At 45.2% G+C, this 16,746-nt stretch carries 16 protein-coding genes and 1 other annotated feature; of the genes, 6 read left to right on the top strand and 10 right to left on the bottom strand.

The window, feature by feature from the left end:
- Window positions 1-26: 26 nt before the first annotated feature.
- From ACR1R9_RS01375 to ACR1R9_RS01355, 5 genes are all read right to left on the bottom strand, one after another.
- Window positions 27-941 (bottom strand): metal ABC transporter solute-binding protein, Zn/Mn family, encoded by a 915-nt coding sequence (locus tag ACR1R9_RS01375; protein WP_433956412.1) that lies wholly within the window; start codon window positions 939-941, stop codon window positions 27-29.
- Between the two features lie 273 nt (window positions 942-1,214).
- Window positions 1,215-3,191, bottom strand: coding sequence for a peptidoglycan D,D-transpeptidase FtsI family protein (locus ACR1R9_RS01370; protein WP_433921891.1), 1,977 nt, complete (start codon window positions 3,189-3,191; stop codon window positions 1,215-1,217).
- Between the two features lie 365 nt (window positions 3,192-3,556).
- Window positions 3,557-5,581: a peptidoglycan D,D-transpeptidase FtsI family protein gene (locus ACR1R9_RS01365; protein WP_076290925.1), complete on the bottom strand. Its 2,025-nt coding sequence runs from the start codon at window positions 5,579-5,581 to the stop codon at window positions 3,557-3,559.
- A 105-nt stretch (window positions 5,582-5,686) separates the two neighbouring features.
- Window positions 5,687-6,784 (bottom strand): transglutaminase domain-containing protein, encoded by a 1,098-nt coding sequence (locus tag ACR1R9_RS01360; protein WP_076290977.1) that lies wholly within the window; start codon window positions 6,782-6,784, stop codon window positions 5,687-5,689.
- A 69-nt stretch (window positions 6,785-6,853) separates the two neighbouring features.
- Window positions 6,854-7,363: an ATPase gene (locus ACR1R9_RS01355; RefSeq protein WP_433956411.1), complete on the bottom strand. Its 510-nt coding sequence runs from the start codon at window positions 7,361-7,363 to the stop codon at window positions 6,854-6,856.
- Window positions 7,364-7,524: 161 nt separating this feature from the next.
- Between ACR1R9_RS01355 and ACR1R9_RS01350 the strand changes: the two genes are divergently transcribed.
- Both ACR1R9_RS01350 and ACR1R9_RS01345 read left to right on the top strand, forming a co-directional pair.
- Window positions 7,525-8,700, top strand: coding sequence for an MFS transporter (locus ACR1R9_RS01350; protein ID WP_076290927.1), 1,176 nt, complete (start codon window positions 7,525-7,527; stop codon window positions 8,698-8,700).
- A 356-nt stretch (window positions 8,701-9,056) separates the two neighbouring features.
- Window positions 9,057-9,404 carry a toprim domain-containing protein gene (locus ACR1R9_RS01345; protein ID WP_024631255.1) on the top strand — a complete coding sequence of 116 codons (348 nt, stop codon included), beginning with the start codon at window positions 9,057-9,059 and terminating at the stop codon, window positions 9,402-9,404.
- Between the two features lie 79 nt (window positions 9,405-9,483).
- On the opposite strand, the gene ACR1R9_RS01340 is transcribed toward ACR1R9_RS01345, so the two are convergent.
- Both ACR1R9_RS01340 and cyoE read right to left on the bottom strand, forming a co-directional pair.
- Window positions 9,484-10,095: an SCO family protein gene (locus ACR1R9_RS01340; RefSeq protein WP_083679049.1), complete on the bottom strand. Its 612-nt coding sequence runs from the start codon at window positions 10,093-10,095 to the stop codon at window positions 9,484-9,486.
- Between the two features lie 231 nt (window positions 10,096-10,326).
- Window positions 10,327-11,256 carry a heme o synthase gene (cyoE, locus tag ACR1R9_RS01335; protein ID WP_076290929.1) on the bottom strand — a complete coding sequence of 310 codons (930 nt, stop codon included), beginning with the start codon at window positions 11,254-11,256 and terminating at the stop codon, window positions 10,327-10,329.
- A 254-nt stretch (window positions 11,257-11,510) separates the two neighbouring features.
- On the opposite strand from cyoE, the gene ACR1R9_RS01330 reads away from it, so the two are divergent.
- Window positions 11,511-12,491: a metal-dependent hydrolase gene (locus tag ACR1R9_RS01330; RefSeq protein WP_310854576.1), complete on the top strand. Its 981-nt coding sequence runs from the start codon at window positions 11,511-11,513 to the stop codon at window positions 12,489-12,491.
- 105 nt (window positions 12,492-12,596) lie between these two features.
- Here the strand turns inward: ACR1R9_RS01330 and ACR1R9_RS01325 are convergent, their stop codons facing one another.
- On the bottom strand, window positions 12,597-12,815 hold the full coding sequence (locus ACR1R9_RS01325) for an alpha/beta-type small acid-soluble spore protein (RefSeq protein WP_017692386.1): 219 nt from the start codon (window positions 12,813-12,815) through the stop codon (window positions 12,597-12,599).
- A gap of 120 nt (window positions 12,816-12,935) precedes the next feature.
- Between ACR1R9_RS01325 and ACR1R9_RS01320 the strand changes: the two genes are divergently transcribed.
- Window positions 12,936-13,136, top strand: a complete 201-nt coding sequence (locus ACR1R9_RS01320; RefSeq protein WP_310854575.1) for a hypothetical protein — start codon at window positions 12,936-12,938, stop codon at window positions 13,134-13,136.
- Between the two features lie 111 nt (window positions 13,137-13,247).
- On the opposite strand, the gene trpS is transcribed toward ACR1R9_RS01320, so the two are convergent.
- On the bottom strand, window positions 13,248-14,240 hold the full coding sequence (gene trpS, locus ACR1R9_RS01315; protein ID WP_072735502.1) for a tryptophan--tRNA ligase: 993 nt from the start codon (window positions 14,238-14,240) through the stop codon (window positions 13,248-13,250).
- 64 nt (window positions 14,241-14,304) lie between these two features.
- Window positions 14,305-14,571, bottom strand: a binding site (T-box leader).
- A gap of 249 nt (window positions 14,572-14,820) precedes the next feature.
- Here trpS and ACR1R9_RS01310 point away from each other — a divergent pair.
- Both ACR1R9_RS01310 and ACR1R9_RS01305 read left to right on the top strand, forming a co-directional pair.
- Complete coding sequence (locus ACR1R9_RS01310) at window positions 14,821-15,795, top strand: aldose 1-epimerase (protein ID WP_076290932.1); 975 nt, start codon at window positions 14,821-14,823, stop codon at window positions 15,793-15,795.
- A 200-nt stretch (window positions 15,796-15,995) separates the two neighbouring features.
- Complete coding sequence (locus ACR1R9_RS01305; protein ID WP_076290933.1) at window positions 15,996-16,229, top strand: alpha/beta-type small acid-soluble spore protein; 234 nt, start codon at window positions 15,996-15,998, stop codon at window positions 16,227-16,229.
- Between the two features lie 80 nt (window positions 16,230-16,309).
- On the opposite strand, the gene ACR1R9_RS01300 is transcribed toward ACR1R9_RS01305, so the two are convergent.
- A complete protein-coding gene (locus tag ACR1R9_RS01300) occupies window positions 16,310-16,723 on the bottom strand; it encodes a hypothetical protein (protein WP_063566141.1) in 414 nt (137 codons plus the stop codon).
- Window positions 16,724-16,746 lie beyond the last annotated feature (23 nt).

Genomic DNA, 16,746 nt, shown 5'->3' with positions numbered 1-16,746 from the left:
GTCCACTCCTCTCTTCATATCGTTTATCATTTTAAAGCTTCTACAATCGTCTGAGTGTTGTGGCGGATCATACCGATATACGTTCCTTCTTCTGTTCCCTCAGCACCCATTGCATCCGAGAACAGTTCACCACCAATACTTACGGTATGTCCTTTTTCGGCTGCCCCAGCAATAATCGCTTCCATCGCTTTTGCCGGTACGCTGGATTCTACAAATACCGCTTTGATATTATTTTCCACAAGGTAATCTCGCAACTCACTGACATCCCTCGCTCCATACTCAGCTGCTGTACTGATTCCTTGGAGCCCCATCACTTTCATGTCATAAGCTTTGCCGAAGTATCCAAAGGCATCATGCGCCGTAACCAATACCCGACTGGCTTCCGGTATCTCCTGGATTTTTTCCCGCACCTCGGAATCCAATGCCTCCAGTTTTGTTAGATACTTCTCCGCCTGTACCTTGTATTCTTCTGCGTGTTCAGGGTCTGCTTCCATGAGTGTATCGCGCACAGCTTCTGCGGCATGCATCCAGTGGCTGACATCAAACCAGACGTGTGGATCGTATTCTGTTCCGCCTGTATCTTTCCCTGATCGCAATTCATCCACCGGAATGTTCTCCGTGACAGCTGTTACTATTTTGCTCTTGGACATTTTCTCCAAGATGTCTGTCATTTTTCCTTCGAGATGCAGCCCGTTATAGAAGATAACCTTCGCTTGCTCCAGCTTCCGAATATCTCCCTGCGAAGCTTTGTACAAGTGAGGATCTACCCCTGGGCCCATCAGCCCGGTCACGTCAACATATGCCCCGCCGACTTCCCTCGCTACATCCGCAATCATGCCTGTTGTTGCTGTGACCTGTACCTTCCCTTCACTACCTCCTGTTTCTGCTGCACCTGAGCACGCTGTTAGCACGATAACCAGCACAACAGCTGTCAGCGTCATTAACCCTCTCTGAATGCTCCTCATCTTAACCATCAACAATTCAAACCGCCCCTTTCCCTCTCCTAACATAATTGTCCTCATCTAATTTTGTTGTACAAGGTATTAAAATTTATACAAGACTAATAATGTTTCCCTTGTGCAAATTTTAGCCGATGCAAAATAAAAAGGCAAGGGATAATTTCCCCTGCCTGTCCAAATGAGTAAATTGGCGATTTAATTAGATTGATTGTCTTTTTTCGCTTATCTGTGCTAATTCCTTTGCGTTTCTTCACGTTACTCTGTATCTTTCCCCTGATCTTTCTTCCCTTTTGGAGTCCCATCAAGGCCATACACTTCATCGTAAGCATCGAAAATTTTACGTGCAATCGGAGACGCACTGACCGATCCAAAGCCACCTTCGGGCACAACAACCGCTATAGCCAACTTCGGATTATCCCGTGGTGCAAATGCGATAAATACACCGTTTTCCTTTTTGTTCGGTCCTGTTCCCTGCTCCGAGGTTCCTGTTTTTCTCGCATAATCGTAGGGGAACCCTTCAAACGAACTCACTCTGGTGACCATGCCCTTATGCACTTCATTCCAGTATACATCCGCAAAATCAACCTCGTTTAACACTTTTGGTTTGATTTTTTTGACCACATTGCCATCGGCATCACGGATTTCCTTCACCAAATGAGGTTCCATTCGTTTGCCCTTATTAGCAAGCATCGTGGTATATTGTGCAAGTTGAAGCGTTGTATATTTACCTTGCTGACCAAATGAGGCAAAAGCAAGACGTGTAAGAGCCGATTCATCTTTGTTTTTATACTCAAGTCTGCCCAAGAATTCACCAGGCAAGTCAACACCAGTTGATACACCCAAGCCAAACTCCTGCATGTGCTCGTGCCAAACATCAAGCCCTTTATCCGAGCCATATTTATTTAGAAGTCTTTTGCCAACCATATCAATCATAAAGGCATTGGAAGATTTCTCAATAGCCCGTCTCGCTGTAATATTGCCATTATATGCAGAATGGGAGTTCCTCACTTTTCTCCCGTCTTTCCCCAAAATGGCATATCCCTGGTCGGGATAGGTCTGCCCGGTCGTAAATAGTCCTTCTTTCAATCCAATCAATACACTGAGTGGCTTGATTACGGAACCTAGCAGTACAACGGATTCAGTATGTTTTTTCGAATCGTCCGGCGGGAAGGAAGCCATCGTTCCGTTGCGATAAACGTACTTGATCTTGTCATAATCCCAGTCATTCGGATCATAATCCGGCATACTCGCCATAGCCACTACATTGCCAGTATCCACTTCCATGGCTACCGCATATCCCGTAACGGCTTTCGGAAGCTTACGCAATTCATCCGTTATTGCCTGCTGTGCTGCCATCTGAATTTCCTTATTGATTGTGGAGACCAGACTGTATCCCTTCTCCGGCGGAGTCTGTTGCATCGTACCCTCTGGCAAATTACGCAAATTAATATCAATGGATTGGTAGCCGCTACGCCCACGAAGCTCCTCCTGATATTGAAATTCAAGGCCATCAACTCCAACTTTTTCTTGCTGAGTATAGCGCAATCCCGGGTCGCGTTCTGTTGCTTCAGATTTGCTGATTTCTCTATACTTATCCAAGTTGTCCTGTTGGCCCTTGAACTCTCGTGTATATCCGATCACCTGAACTGCTACCCTATCTGGATCATACTTTCTTACGTTTTCCTCAAGAACCATAGCACCTGGATATTCGGCCTTTTTCTCCATAAAATAAGCAATTTCTTTCATGTTGAGATCAGATTTCACCAGACGAGGAGTATACCCATGTGCCTTCTGAGATTCCAGATCCAAGCGTTTTAAGATCTCTTCTGCATCTGGTTGTTCTTTGTCCCCCGGATTAAACTGTTTAAACACAGCCGCCAGTTCATCTGCAAGTTCCTGTGCCTCCTGCTTGCGGTCATCATTTCTATAATCCTCATACAACAATACATAGAGGGACTGCACAGGCTCCGAATAAGCTAGCGCAACTTCCCCTGTCGCATCGTAGATTGGCCCACGAACAGGAGCGAGCGGAATATCTTTGGTATTACGGCTGGTTTCCATATAGGTCAGTTCAGGTCCCTCCACAAATTGCACAAAGGCTAACCTGAAAATGAGGATACTGAATATCACAAACGCAGCGAAAAAAAACATATTCATTCTTACACTAGATGGCTTGTTGTTGACTGGTGTATCTTCATTGGACATTTTCTTTTTCCTCAATCGGTTAAACATGGGATAAGCCTCTCCGTTCTTATGTAAAAGTAGATTCATCTATCACGCATATTGCATCAATCGGTTCAAGTAACATACCTTTCCTTCTACAAGTCTATCAAAGGTCAACTGCCATGTCCTCCAGATTTTGGTTACATTTTCGTAAACAGAATAGACATATGGTGATTCTTTCGAAACGATGTCAATACAGACATATCGTTAATCTCTTTACTTTTGAAATAAATTTTCATTCTCTTATATAAACGTGGCATGCACAATGTTTGTTACATACTGATATGCAGCAGCCTGTGGGAAAGTAGCCTCTCAGTCTGGCAAACGAAAAAGGACCCTCGAAAGGGTCCCTCTTTTGGAATCAACAACTTACATTACTGTGTATCTGATTCCTTATTTTTATCTTTTTTCGGTACACCGTCCAGACCAAACTCCTCGTCATACGCGTCGAAGATCGCACGTGCAACAGGGGCAGCACTGCTCGAACCAAAGCCCCCTTCAGGAATAACCACGGCTACAGCCAATTTCGGATTGTTGCGTGGAGCGTAAGCAATAAATACCCCGTTATCCACCAATTTGCCTCCGACTAACTGTGTGGATGTACCTGTTTTTCTTGCAAAGTCATAAGGGAATCCACTAAACGCCGTTACTTCGGTTGCCATGCCTCGCTGTACTTCATTCCAGTAAGCATCATTAAAATCGACTGTGCTGAGCACTTTCGGTTTCATTTTCTCAACCACATTGCCTTCCGAATCACGGAACTCACTGACTAATTGTGGCTCCATGCGTTTTCCTTTATTCGCTAGCATCGTAGCATACTGTGCCAGCTGCATCGTTGTATATTTCCCTTGTTGTCCAAAGGAGCCATAAACAAGTCGAGTTAGTGAACTTTCATCGGTGTTCATATAATCCCGAATACCCAAGAATTCATTCGGCAGATCAATCCCAGTAGATACACCCAGACCGAACTGCTTCATGTATTTATCCCAAACATTGATTCCCTCTGCGCCATATTGGGAGTAAAGCTTCTTGCCAATCTCATCAATCATGAACACGTTCGAGGAATGTCGAATCGCATCATGGGGAGTTAACGACCCATACACGTGTCCCGATGAGTTCTGTACTCTACGGTTATCTCCACCGAAAGTCGTTGAACCACGGTCTGAATACACCGTATTTGTTGTGAAAAATCCTTCTTTCAAACCGATCAATACACTAAGCGGTTTAATCGTTGAACCGAGTAATACGATAGATTCAGCTCTTTTTTTAGAATCGTCGGGCGGGAACGAGCGAATTGTACCATTTTGATATACATACTTGATGTCATCATATTGATCGTTGCTAATACTACCCGTTCTCCAGATATTCGTGTCATAATCTGGCATACTGGCAATCGAAACAATCTTCCCTGTATCCACTTCCATAGCTACCGCAAAACCTGTTTTGGCATTCGGATGCAGCTTACCTGAAACTGGATGTGTATGCAGCCAGCTTAGTTGATCCAGTATCGCCTGTTCTGTCTTCACCTGGACATTTTTGTTAATCGTTGTAATTAGGTCGTACCCTTTTTCGGGTGGGGTAGAGCCCGCTACACCTTCAGGCAAATTCCGCAAGTCAACATCAACGGAGTTATAACCACTTTTTCCCCGCAGAACATCCTGATATTGCAGTTCCAGTCCATCAAAGCCAACAAACTCATTCTCGGTATATACAAGACCTGGGTCCGTTTGCTTTTTATTGGCCTCATCAACCTCTTTGTATTTATCCAATGTTTTGGAGCTTTTGAACTTTTTGAGATAACCAATCGTCTGAACGGCTACCGTATCCGGATCATAGTAACGCACACTTTCCTCTACAATCTGAATTCCCTTGAATTCATCCTTGTGCTGCAGGAAATAAGCCACTTCTTCATCGGACAGATCACTCTTGATCAGACGTGGCATGAACCCATTCGCTTTGCGCGAATTGAGGTCCATTGCTTCTAAGATGTTGTCGACCGTAAGGGCCTCGGAATCCTTTTTCTTATACTGCTCAAAAACATCATGCAGCCGGGTGGCGATGTCCTCCACTTCCGCTATATTCGGATTAGGCTTGCCATCCACATCCCCATAGTTTTTGTATAAAGTCAGATACAAGGATTGAATCGGCTTGGAGTAAGCCAACTTCACCTCGCCCGTGGAATCATAGATGGTTCCTCTCACGGGAGCGAGCGGTACATCTTTGGTAATGTTGCTCGCTTCCTCCTGACTGAGCTCAGGCCCTTCCACGAATTGCAAAAACGCCAAACGTACAATAATAACGCTAAAAATAACAAAGGAAGCGAAGAAAAATACGTTCATCCGGTAACTAAAGCGCCTCTTGTCCGTAAGTTCGTCCTTCTCTTTTGAATGATTGTTCATTCATCCTACCTCTTTCATGACTTGATGCATACCGTCCAGGCTGTACAGCCTCGGCATGATAACCTGGCAACGTCGTCATCTCCCGGACCCATGTCCGGCGTAATGTTAAGCTGATTGATCCTTTAGATGGGTATCGGCAAAGTTAGGAGGATTGAACCAATCGCCACTAATCGCCCAAGTGGGGTCAAGCGGAATCCAGCTTTCCGAATCACTCAAATATATTTCATTCCAGGCATGCGGACCATATCCACCCTGCCCGTTATAACCAAGCCCTGTAACCACTTTGACTTCGAGACCCTGTGAACGAGCCATGACCGCATATAGACGAGCGTAATCGATACATACGCCTTGACGTGTATCAAATGTATTTTGTGGCGTCTGCTCGTGCCATATGCCCTTTTGCTCATAGTCATCCACTTTGCCATAGTCATATTGAATGCGAGAACCTACCCAGTCATATAACGCCCTGGCTTTGGCTTCATCTGTCGTTTGACCTTTCACAATTTCTTTTGCCGCAGATTCAATATCCGCCGGAATGTTATGGTCGATGACTTCATATTTGCGTTGCAGGATCGCCCCAAGTTCCTTTTGCACGGCTTGCGTAAATACGGGCAACTTGTCCTTGATGAATGTACCTGATAATGGCTCTATAACAGATTTGGCTCCTTGCATATAAATGGGTGAAGCCTCTACATAGCGACTAAACATGCTGCCCGGATAGAGACTGACAATCATGAACAATACGGCAATCACAATCATCCCGCGGACGGAGCCAATAACTGTACCAATCACAGCACCCGTAATACGGCTGAAAAATCCTTTGGGTCTGCTCTCTTGCTCTGCCGAACTGTATCTTCTACTGAAAATAAGGGAAGAGAGCAATCCGAGAACCAATCGGATGAAGCCATAACTAATCACAAACAACACGGCAAACCGCATCAGCGGAAAATCAGCAATGGCCGTAATCAATGTATAATACATCTGCTCCCATCGGTTCAATTCACGGTTAGGCATGTCTGCCGCATGCACAGATAACCATTGCTGAACATATGGCGCAAGCCATAAGGTTAAACCAATAGATAACAAAATACCAATGACCGCCATAATGCCATCCATGAGGAATCCAAAGAGTCTTCCTGCCGAACGCGAAGCACCTCTGGACCACCCCTGAAGCAATGAAGCGGCCACAATCAGCAGCAGCATAATCGTTATGCCATTGAATTCTTTCAGACTATCCAGCCAACTTTGCAGCACGTATTCATTCCTCCTTTACTACGAAGCCGGTGCTGTTCCGTTCTCCTGTGCCTGTTTGACAAAAGTTCGTATCGTTTCATTGTCGACCTTCCATTCACCCACGGAGATCCCCCGGAATGTAACATCGACTTTATCCGAATTCGTTCTACCCTTAATCTCCACATTGGGGCTTGTGATGGTAAATGCTCCATCCTGTCCCTTGGTGTATGTTGCTTTGGAAGCTTCTTTGAGCATCATACTGGTCGCTTCCTTCTTCAATGTGTCCATCGTACTTGATTGAACGTCAGTAACTGTCTGTTTGATCTGATCAATGGAGATGCCGCTGTATATCAGTAGAGCCGCAATAATGATGATGGCAATCGCCCATTTCAATACGGTTTTGACCACGTTCAGAACAAAGAACAAAATGATCAACGCAACCACAATCACCAGCCAGTTCTGCATCACAAACTCTTTGATTACTTCTATGTTCATGACTACACCTTCCGTATTAGAGTTGATTATTAACACTTCCCGAATATTATACATGATTTCCGAAGCTGCTGTCAGCTAAGCCTCCTATGTAAAAATAAACGGTCTAAGTTCGTCCCGCCGGGCGTACAAGTAGTACCATGAGGTTCTGTCCAAGGAACGGGGAACACATCATGATCAGTTATTGAACATGCATCGCTTAACAAGGAGGGGCTTATGTGAAAACGGCCATCTGGCTATATCTATTTTTGTTCCTTGCTGTTTTTGATCTGCACGCGCAGTATCCAATCTTGACCCCTTTCGCTATCTCGCTCGGGGCAGCCCCGACCTTCATCGGCTGGATGATGGGCATCTATTCCTTGACTCATCTCCCAGGCAATCTGATTGCCGGAACCCAAATCGACAAACATGGTAGTCGTCGTTACATTGTATTCAGTTTGCTGGGTGCAGGCATCATTTTGCTTATCCAGGCACAAATCCATACGCCATGGCAGCTGCTCGCCCTGCGCTCCATCAGCGGGTTTGTACTTGCTTTTCTCTCTCCGGCCTGTCTCGCACTGCTTGCGCAGCTGTCAAGTGATCCAATCAAGCAAGGTAAGTACATGTCAGGCCATGGCGTCGTACATACGCTGGCATCCGTGGTGTCCCCCGCCGCAGGCGCATTGATCGTGGGAGCTTTAGGATTTTCGGCCACCTTTGCAAGTCTCGGTTATCTGCTCATACTGTCTGGTGTTATCGCATGGTTATCCATGCCCAAAGGCCTCGTTGAAGTTCAGCACGAAAAAGTGACCGAGCCCGCCATGCCTAGCAACCTGGTTGAAGAAAAAAGAAAATTCCTGCCCGTATCCTGGCGGTACTTTGCTCTGCCCCTTGTCATTGCCTGTGCCCAAGGAATTCTGTTTTTTGAACTGCCACTGCGTGGAGGCGGACATTCGTCCATGATGTCTACCGGACTTTTGTTTTCCATTATCAGTATTGGAGCACTATTTACCCTGAGCATGCTATTTCTCAACCGTTATTCTCCCAAACTGCGGTTGATTGCAGGTGTGCTGCTGATGTCTTTATGTTTCTTTGCTATGGCGGCGATACCACAAATTCCGTTGTCTTCCGTGCTTTTCGTTCTGGGGATGTCCAAAGGCATTATTTTCCCAGCCATGGCAACACTCTTTATTCATTTAAGTGGTGGAAACAAGCTGGGTCGAATCTTCTCATTGCAATCCATTGCTACCTCCATCGGTTCTTTCATCGGCCCAATCACAGCAGGACAGCTTCGTGTGGGTTTATCGCCATATTTCATTGCTTTTGTATTATTGATGATCGGCATCATGCTGCTTCCTTACTTCACAGCCAGACGCGAAGCTTCCCTATCTGATCCTAAAAGCATACTGGGTTAACCGTATCACAATGATCTACTATCCGTACTCTTTGACAACAGAAAGGCTTGTATTTTTCTTGGCTTTGCATCATTCCCCCATTTACAGCTAAACTATATAAAATGGACTGATGTTTTACACACGAAACAAGGTGACTTCTTCATCGTTAAAGATTTCTTCTTAAATATCATCATTTAGAACAGACGATCCGTAAACGGAACGGCCACTGTTGCTGAAAGTTAGAAATCAAAGATGTTTCTGTCAACGTAGTCACTCGTGTAAAAATTAGAAAGTCCATTTTATATAATCCAGTCGATTTCCGCTGCAACATTTCCCGGGGAATGTCGACATAAGCTCTCGATCAAGAGGTGAATATGATGCCTATTCATGTCATTGTGGAAGGTAAAAACGACCGCAGCAAACTAAAACGTCTTGTAGGACCCGAAATCAACATTTTGTGCACGTTTGGAACACTGAATTCTCTCAAGCTTGAGTCGCTGCGCAAACAGGTTGGTTACGATGAGGTCTACTTATTTATGGATAATGACAGTTCGGGCAAAAAAATCAGGGGTGTGCTACGAGATGCCTTCCCGGATGCAGTACAGATGTATACACGACGTGGTTATGCGGGTGTAGAGGGAACTCCCGATGAATACATCATCGCCCAGCTGGAGAAAGCCGGATTGGAATCGTATATCCAATATCCTGAATTCCCATCGTTTTAAACCGTAAGAGGCTGCTCGCCGGGTATTCATTCAACCCAGGAAGCAGCCTCTTTATTTGGCGATTATAATGAACGCATCTTTATTCCTTGATCAGATTGCGAATGTCTTCCGCAATGACTGCTGGTTCAACATCCTCTGTATTAAACGCATTGTATACCTTACGCAATTGGTTATTCCGATCCACCAATCCAATCATGTTCATGTGGGCAAAATCATCCTTGTTCTCACCCTCAATGAGGATCTGGAATGAATCCCTGGCGAGCTGCTTCGTTTGATCCATATCCCCCCGCAAGAAGTACCAGCCTTCATAATCCGCGTGGAATCGATCTGCAAATTCCTTAATCTTCTCCTTGGTATCCACTTTCGGATCAAACGAGATGGACACAAATGAGGCATCCTTGCCAAAGGTATCGTCCTCTTTCAACAGATCCTGCACCTGGGATAACGTAAACGTCGTAATTGGGCACACATCCGGACAACTGGTGAAATAAAAGTAGAACAAACGTACCTTGCCTTTGGTATCATCCAGAGATACTGTACTTCCATCCACATTTTCCATCGAAAAGGATTGAATCTCCCGAATTTCGGGTAACTTTTCCTTGCTGGCAAATACGGTGCCCCACATTAAATACACCGCCATAATTAGTGCAAGCCCTAACAGCATCCATGTCCATTTATACTTTTTCAGCATCATTATCGTCCCTTCCGATATCAGATCATATGAATACGCATACATAAAAGTTGAAGCAGTTCTCTATAAAATTCATGGACTTGAATCGTGTTTTTAATGACTTTTCCTCATTCCCATACTACTTTGATGCATATGTATACCAAGAACCCAACCGACAATGGGCCCCCTTGTAATTGTAGCTGTTCCACGGACCCGTGCCCATCTAATGTTTATTAAAGCATTTCATGCTGCTCATTTGTGCACTGTATCCAGAATCATCAATATAAAACTCAAAGATAGATAGTTAATGGAGTAAAGGAATACCTTTTTGGCCCAGGCATCTGTATTTTGTGCACGAAAGCCTTTAAGTGCGTAGTACAGCCACAGCACGGAAAGTATCAGTGAAACGGTAAGATAGAAAATTCCTGCATACCCGTAAGCATACATGAGAACTGGGACAAAGATTTGCAAAACCAGATAAGGAATCATCTGAATCTTGGTCCGTTCAATACCCTTTACCACCGGTAATAGCGGAAATCCACCAGCCCGATAATCTTCCACCCTACGGATCGCGAGCGCCCAGAAGTGTGGAGGCTGCCATAAAAACAACATGGCCAGAAGCAGCCATGCACCAAGATCCATCCGTCCAGTTACTGCGACATAACCGATGACTGGTGGCATTGCACCAGACAGACCGCCAATGGAGGTGCTCCATGTCGACGAACGTTTTAACCAAAGGGTGTACATAATCACATAGACAAACATGCCAAAAATGCCGCATAATCCGGCAAGTACCCCGGAGAAGGAAAAGAGTACGGATAATCCAATCACACCCAAAATAATGGCATAGGATAAAACGACTTTGGGTGTTAAACGTCCTGTTGGCAAGGACCTGTTGCGGGTACGTTCCATTTTGAGATCAAGTTCACGGTCAAAGTAATTGTTAAATACACAAGAAGAAGCCATAATCAGTACCGTTCCAAGCAGGGTCAGCAACATTTTGCCGTAGTTGACGTCCCACTGGGATGCAAGCCAAAAACCACCAAAAACCGCAATAAGGTTGGTTCGAAGTATACCCGGTTTCGTAATATGGATAAAATCTTTCCACGTCCCTGACTTCATCGGAGGCGCAGATCGTGTTGCCGAATCGGAAGAAGCCTGGTATCTCAATGGATTGTCCACGCTTGTGAATCCCCCTTCTTCTTGATCTCATGGAGGTTTCTCTCTTTCGCCTCCGATATAAAGTTTATCACAGGAAAAGGAAAAAGAGTTTGACAATGCTCGTACAATTGCTGTCAATTGAGCAGGTTCTTGTCATATCTTTGGAAATTAGGGTGTTTTGCTTCCCGGTAGGCGGATAATATACACTATATATGGGTATCACCTAGATAGAGAAGCAACTCGCATTAACGATACACCACACAAAGGAGACGTTTATGGATACTTCTACACATTTTGTCATGGGGATTGGTTTGGCCGGTCTGGCTTATGTCGATCCTGTTGTCGCGACGAGTCCCATGCTCGCAGCTGCGGTCATGGTTGGAACCATTGCAGGCTCGCAGGCTCCTGACATCGATACTGCGTTACGTCTCAAAAGCAACTCGCTCTACATCCGGAATCACCGGGGTATGTCCCATTCACTGCCATTTCTCCTGTTATGGGTACTGCTTATCACCGGTGTCATTGCACTGATCTTCCCGGGTGTCGCTGTTGGACACGTCGCGGCTTGGACTGCTGTCGCCGTTGGCGTTCACGTTTTTACCGATTTGTTCAATACCTATGGAACTCAGGCAGCACGGCCTTTTACAGAACGCTGGATTGCCTGGAACATCATTCATATTTTTGATCCGTTTCTGTTTACCACACATGTGCTGGCCATATTGTTATGGGCCTTCGATCTGATCGCCCCTGCTCCACTCTTTGTTTCACTGTATATTTTGATTGGCTTGTATTATGTATGGCGGACAATAGCACGTGCTATGGCTGTTAGACAGGTGAAGCGACTCGACAAAAATAATTCTAAGGCTCATTACATGGTCATCCCAACAATATCCTGGAACCGATGGCATGTAGTGAAAAGATTTGAAGACGGCAGTTATGAGATTGGCAAAATGGATCATTCCGTCTTAACCTGGAATCTCCATGCTTCATCGTCCACTCACGCGGCTGTTGCCGCCTCACGCAACTCCCCTGAAGTCACTGCGTTTCTGTACTTCACCTCCTATGCTGTTGCAGAGGTGGAAGAATTACCAGCAGGATACAAGGTTCGCTGGGCGGATGTGCGTTATCGACACCGTAAACAGTACCCATTTGTCGCTGTAGTCGTTATGGATCGAAATTTCGAAACGATTGATACGTATGTTGGCTGGTTAAGTGACGAGAAAATGAATAAAAAACTTTTATCCGCACGCTCTTGACGAAAAGTGCATGGAAGGGCACAATCAGACATAGGAACGAATGCGCGAGAAAGCCCGGAGCGTTTCCGCTCCGGGCTTCTGCTTGTTGCTTTTTGGTTATAATAATTATTTGCCAGACCCAGCCAGAGACTGCTCAGCGATTTGTACCAGACGTTTGGTGATGTACCCACCCAGAGATCCTGTCTCACGGGAAGTGTAGTTACCGTAGTAACCGTCTTGTGGGATAGTTACACCCAGTTCTTGTGCAGCTTCGATTTTCAATTGTTGCAATGCTGAGTTTGCTTGAGGTACCACCAAGTTGTTAGAACGAGATCCTTGAGCCATATTTAAAATCTCCCTTCAATCTGTGTCTGTAATGTAATTGCAAGCTTGCAAGATTATTATGGCTCGTGCGCTTCAGGTTATACGGAATTTCATCAAATTTCTATATGGAGGTTTTTCCCAATGAGCAAAGGTTTATCGCTATGGTTTGCATTCTCTTCGATTATGTTGTTAGCGGTTACGGCGATTATGATCTCTTACTCCGGCTGGTTGGCTACGTTGCTGTTTGTCGTGTCCGTTGCCAACATCGGCTGGGGATTTGTTATTCGCGCAAAGAAAGAGCGTCGTGAAGCAGCACGTACCACTTCGGAAACAGCCTCTTGACCCGGTAAACTTCATAGGATAGTACGAAACGATAATTAAAGAGGAGCCCCATCAGGGCTCCTCTTTATTATGTGAATAATTCATTAACTTTAAGTTACTTGCCTCGTCCTACTACAACGTACGTCTAGGAACAAACCCCATACGTTCTTTAACTGCATTAAGTGTCTGGGAAGCCACCGCTTCTGCGCGACGAGCTGAAGTTTCCAGGATGTCAGCTAATTCGCCAGACTCACGAATCTCACGATACCGTTCTTGTAAAGGTTCAATAACAGATACGACCACTTCAGCCAGTTCTTTTTTGAATGGACCATACATTTTGCCTTCATAGCGCTCCGCTACTTCTTTCAATGACAGACCTGCGCATTCAGCATAGATACTCATCAGGTTGCTGACTTCAGGTTTGTTTGCCGGATCATATACAACTTCACGACCGGAATCGGTTGTGGCACGGCTAATTTTTTTGCGAATCACATCTGGCGGATCAAGCAAGGCAATGTAGCTGCCTGCATTGGGATTACTTTTGCTCATTTTGGAAGAAGCATCATCCAGTGACATTACCCGAGCACCCACCTGTGGAATATACGGGTCTGGAATCGTGAAATACTCACCATAACGATGGTTAAAGCGTCCCGCCAGATCACGTGTCAGTTCCAGATGCTGCTTTTGGTCTTCGCCTACTGGCACAAGATCAGCATTATACAACAAAATATCAGCAGCCATTAATGAAGGATAGACAAACAGCCCAGCGCCAACGGAATCTTTACCAGATGATTTGTCCTTGAACTGAGTCATGCGTTCGAGCTCGCCCATCGATGTCAGTGTAGTCATCAACCAGCCCAATTCCGCGTGCTGCGGTACATGGGATTGCAGAAATACATTGGATTTCGTAGGATCGATTCCAGCTGCGATAAACAAGGCAGCTACCGCCTCAGATTGCTCACGCAGCGCTGCTGGCTCTTGAGCTACCGTTACAGCGTGGAGATCAACCACCATGAAGTGACATTGGTAGTCATGCTGCAATTTCACAAAGTTTTTAATTGCTCCGATGTAGTTACCCAATGTGAGCTTGCCACTCGGCTGAATTCCCGAAAGTACTGTTTTCATTTCACATAACGCCTCCCTATTTGTTTGTTCCTAATTCTCCGCGAACGCAAAAAGGCCCACATCCGCAAGGGACGTGAGACCGTGGTGCCACCCTTATTCGCATTTCTCCATTCCTCTAGACCTAATTAGATCATGTAGAAGAAATGCCTTCATTTCTCCGTAACGTGGAGTATACGTCCGATTCTACTAAGGGTAGTCCAAACTTCAGACATTGCCTGTTCAAGCCAGCACTCAAGGGTCCATTCGGTAAAGAGTTCGCACCGGTTCACATCATCCACCGGCTTTCTGAAGAGAGTTCTCTTAGCTTACTTGTCCCTGTCATCGCTTTGATTATCATTCATTGGATAAAACGCATCGTTCAGAATACCATCTTAATCCGCGCGGACCAGAATGTCAAAATGGGAATAGCTTTTTTTACCCACTTCACTGAAATCTGTTATGATGGAATTGCTTATCCTAATCACCAGCATTCATTCGGTATGCTAATGGGATAAATGGCATGTACACAATGACACGCCTGCAACGGCATATAGGAATGGCCGTTTGCAGACAGATTTCAAGTGGGAAAAGGAGCATCGATATGAAACAAGTGACCAAAGGCCAATGGAATGGTTACGACACGTATATCCTACATAGCCGTGAATTGGAGATTACCCTGCTGCCGCGTCTTGGAAATAATATTATCTCGATTCGCGATCTGGTGCAGGGCCGCGATGTCGTTCGCAGTCCGGAAGAAGATGAACTTGCCTTTTATTTGCAGAAGCCGTATCACTTCGGCGTTCCGCTTCTTGTTCCGCCAGGCCGCATTCATCGAGGACAATTCGAATATGAGGGAGTTCATTACCAATTCGATCAGAATACGGCCAATGACAACCATATTCACGGCCTCCACCGCAGCCAGTCCTGGTGTGTCAGCGACATCGAAGAAGATGAAGATGGCTGTGCAATTACAACGGAATTATTAACTGAAAATGAAGAGCATTGGATGGCTCAATTTCCAATTCCTTTGAAGCTTGAGATGACGTTCAGACTTCAAAACGCGGTGTTAAGCCAGCGTCTGCGTGTGACCAATCTGAGCTCTACTCCTGCTCCTTTTGGAATGGGATATCATACATGGTTTCTGCTTGACGGTAAACCTGCCGAATGGTCACTTCAACTTCCTGTGTCCGGAATTTACGCTCAGAATGAAGAACAACTGCCTACAGGTGAGATTGAATCTCTCGGAGAATGGTCTTCATTGAACGAAGGTATGAACATGCAAGGACGAAACTGGGATACCCTTTTGAAAGCTGCCGATGGGCAACCAGCAGTAGCTCACTTGCGCAGGCAGGATGGATACACGCTTAAATATTCAGCGGATGAAGCATATTTCAAACATTGGGTCCTCTTTACAAAGGGAGAATCTGATCAATTTCTATGCATTGAACCGTATACCTGGCTTCCTGATGCACCCAATTTAAATTTAACAGACGAGCAAACGGGACTGATTCGTCTGGAACCAGAACAGCCCGTTGAACTTTTCACACGTATTGAGATTGTTCCGCCAACCGAGTAGAATCTTGTACTCTCAGGCGACTTCTATGGGACATAGCTCCTACTTTTTCCTTTTATTCTATGTAGCCGATCCATACTGGGTCGGCTTTTTTCATGTTATATCTTATCTTTTATATCCAAATTTTCCCTTACGCCATATCATGCATATTTCCTCATTCTCTAACCATACTAACATCACCAAGCCATAAGGAGGTGACACACATGTACGGAGGTCAAAACCAAGGAAGCAGAAATTCTTCAAACAATCTGGTTGTTCCTCAAGCAACTGCAGCTTTGCAACAATTGAAAATTGAAGCTGCACAAGAGCTGGGTGTAACAATTCCCCAAGACGGTTACTATGGTAACTACACTTCCCGTGAGACAGGTTCTCTGGGTGGTTACATTACTAAACGTCTGGTCCAAATCGCTGAGCAGCAATTATCGGGTCGTTCGTAAGCTCGTAATTCGTGCTCGCATATGCAAGAACAAAAAGCGGCCTTCCTCGGAAGTGCCGCTTTCCTGTGTGCTCTTCACAATTATGAAGACGACTCCATGCCTGAATCCATGTATGTATTGGTTCTTGGATAACGAATCATCAGGTTCGCCATATTATAGTTGGACTCCATCGTGGCATCAACCAGAATCATGCCTTGTCTTACTGTAAAATCATATGCAATTTCTCCATGAGTCCAATTTCGCTTGAATTTCAAAGTTTCCAGTGCCATTGCGCGGAAAGAAGAGCGTTGGGTTTCGTTTAGTCCACCGTCCTCCACTTCCATTTGACCGTCACGTCCGGTTATCGGATTATGTCGAATCCCAAACTTTCCAATTACATTATTTCGTATTTGCACAAAAACTACACCTGAATCTAACCCTGATAATTCATGATCAAGCTCTTTGAACACCAGATCCAACTGTCGTGCTAATGAAAGCTGGTCAATTTTTACCATAACGCTCCTCCTTTATGCACTTC

The sequence above is a fragment of the Paenibacillus taichungensis genome, assembly GCF_050994985.1.
GTDB lineage: Bacteria > Bacillota > Bacilli > Paenibacillales > Paenibacillaceae > Paenibacillus > Paenibacillus taichungensis.
This window is presented reverse-complemented; position numbering and strand designations above follow the sequence as displayed.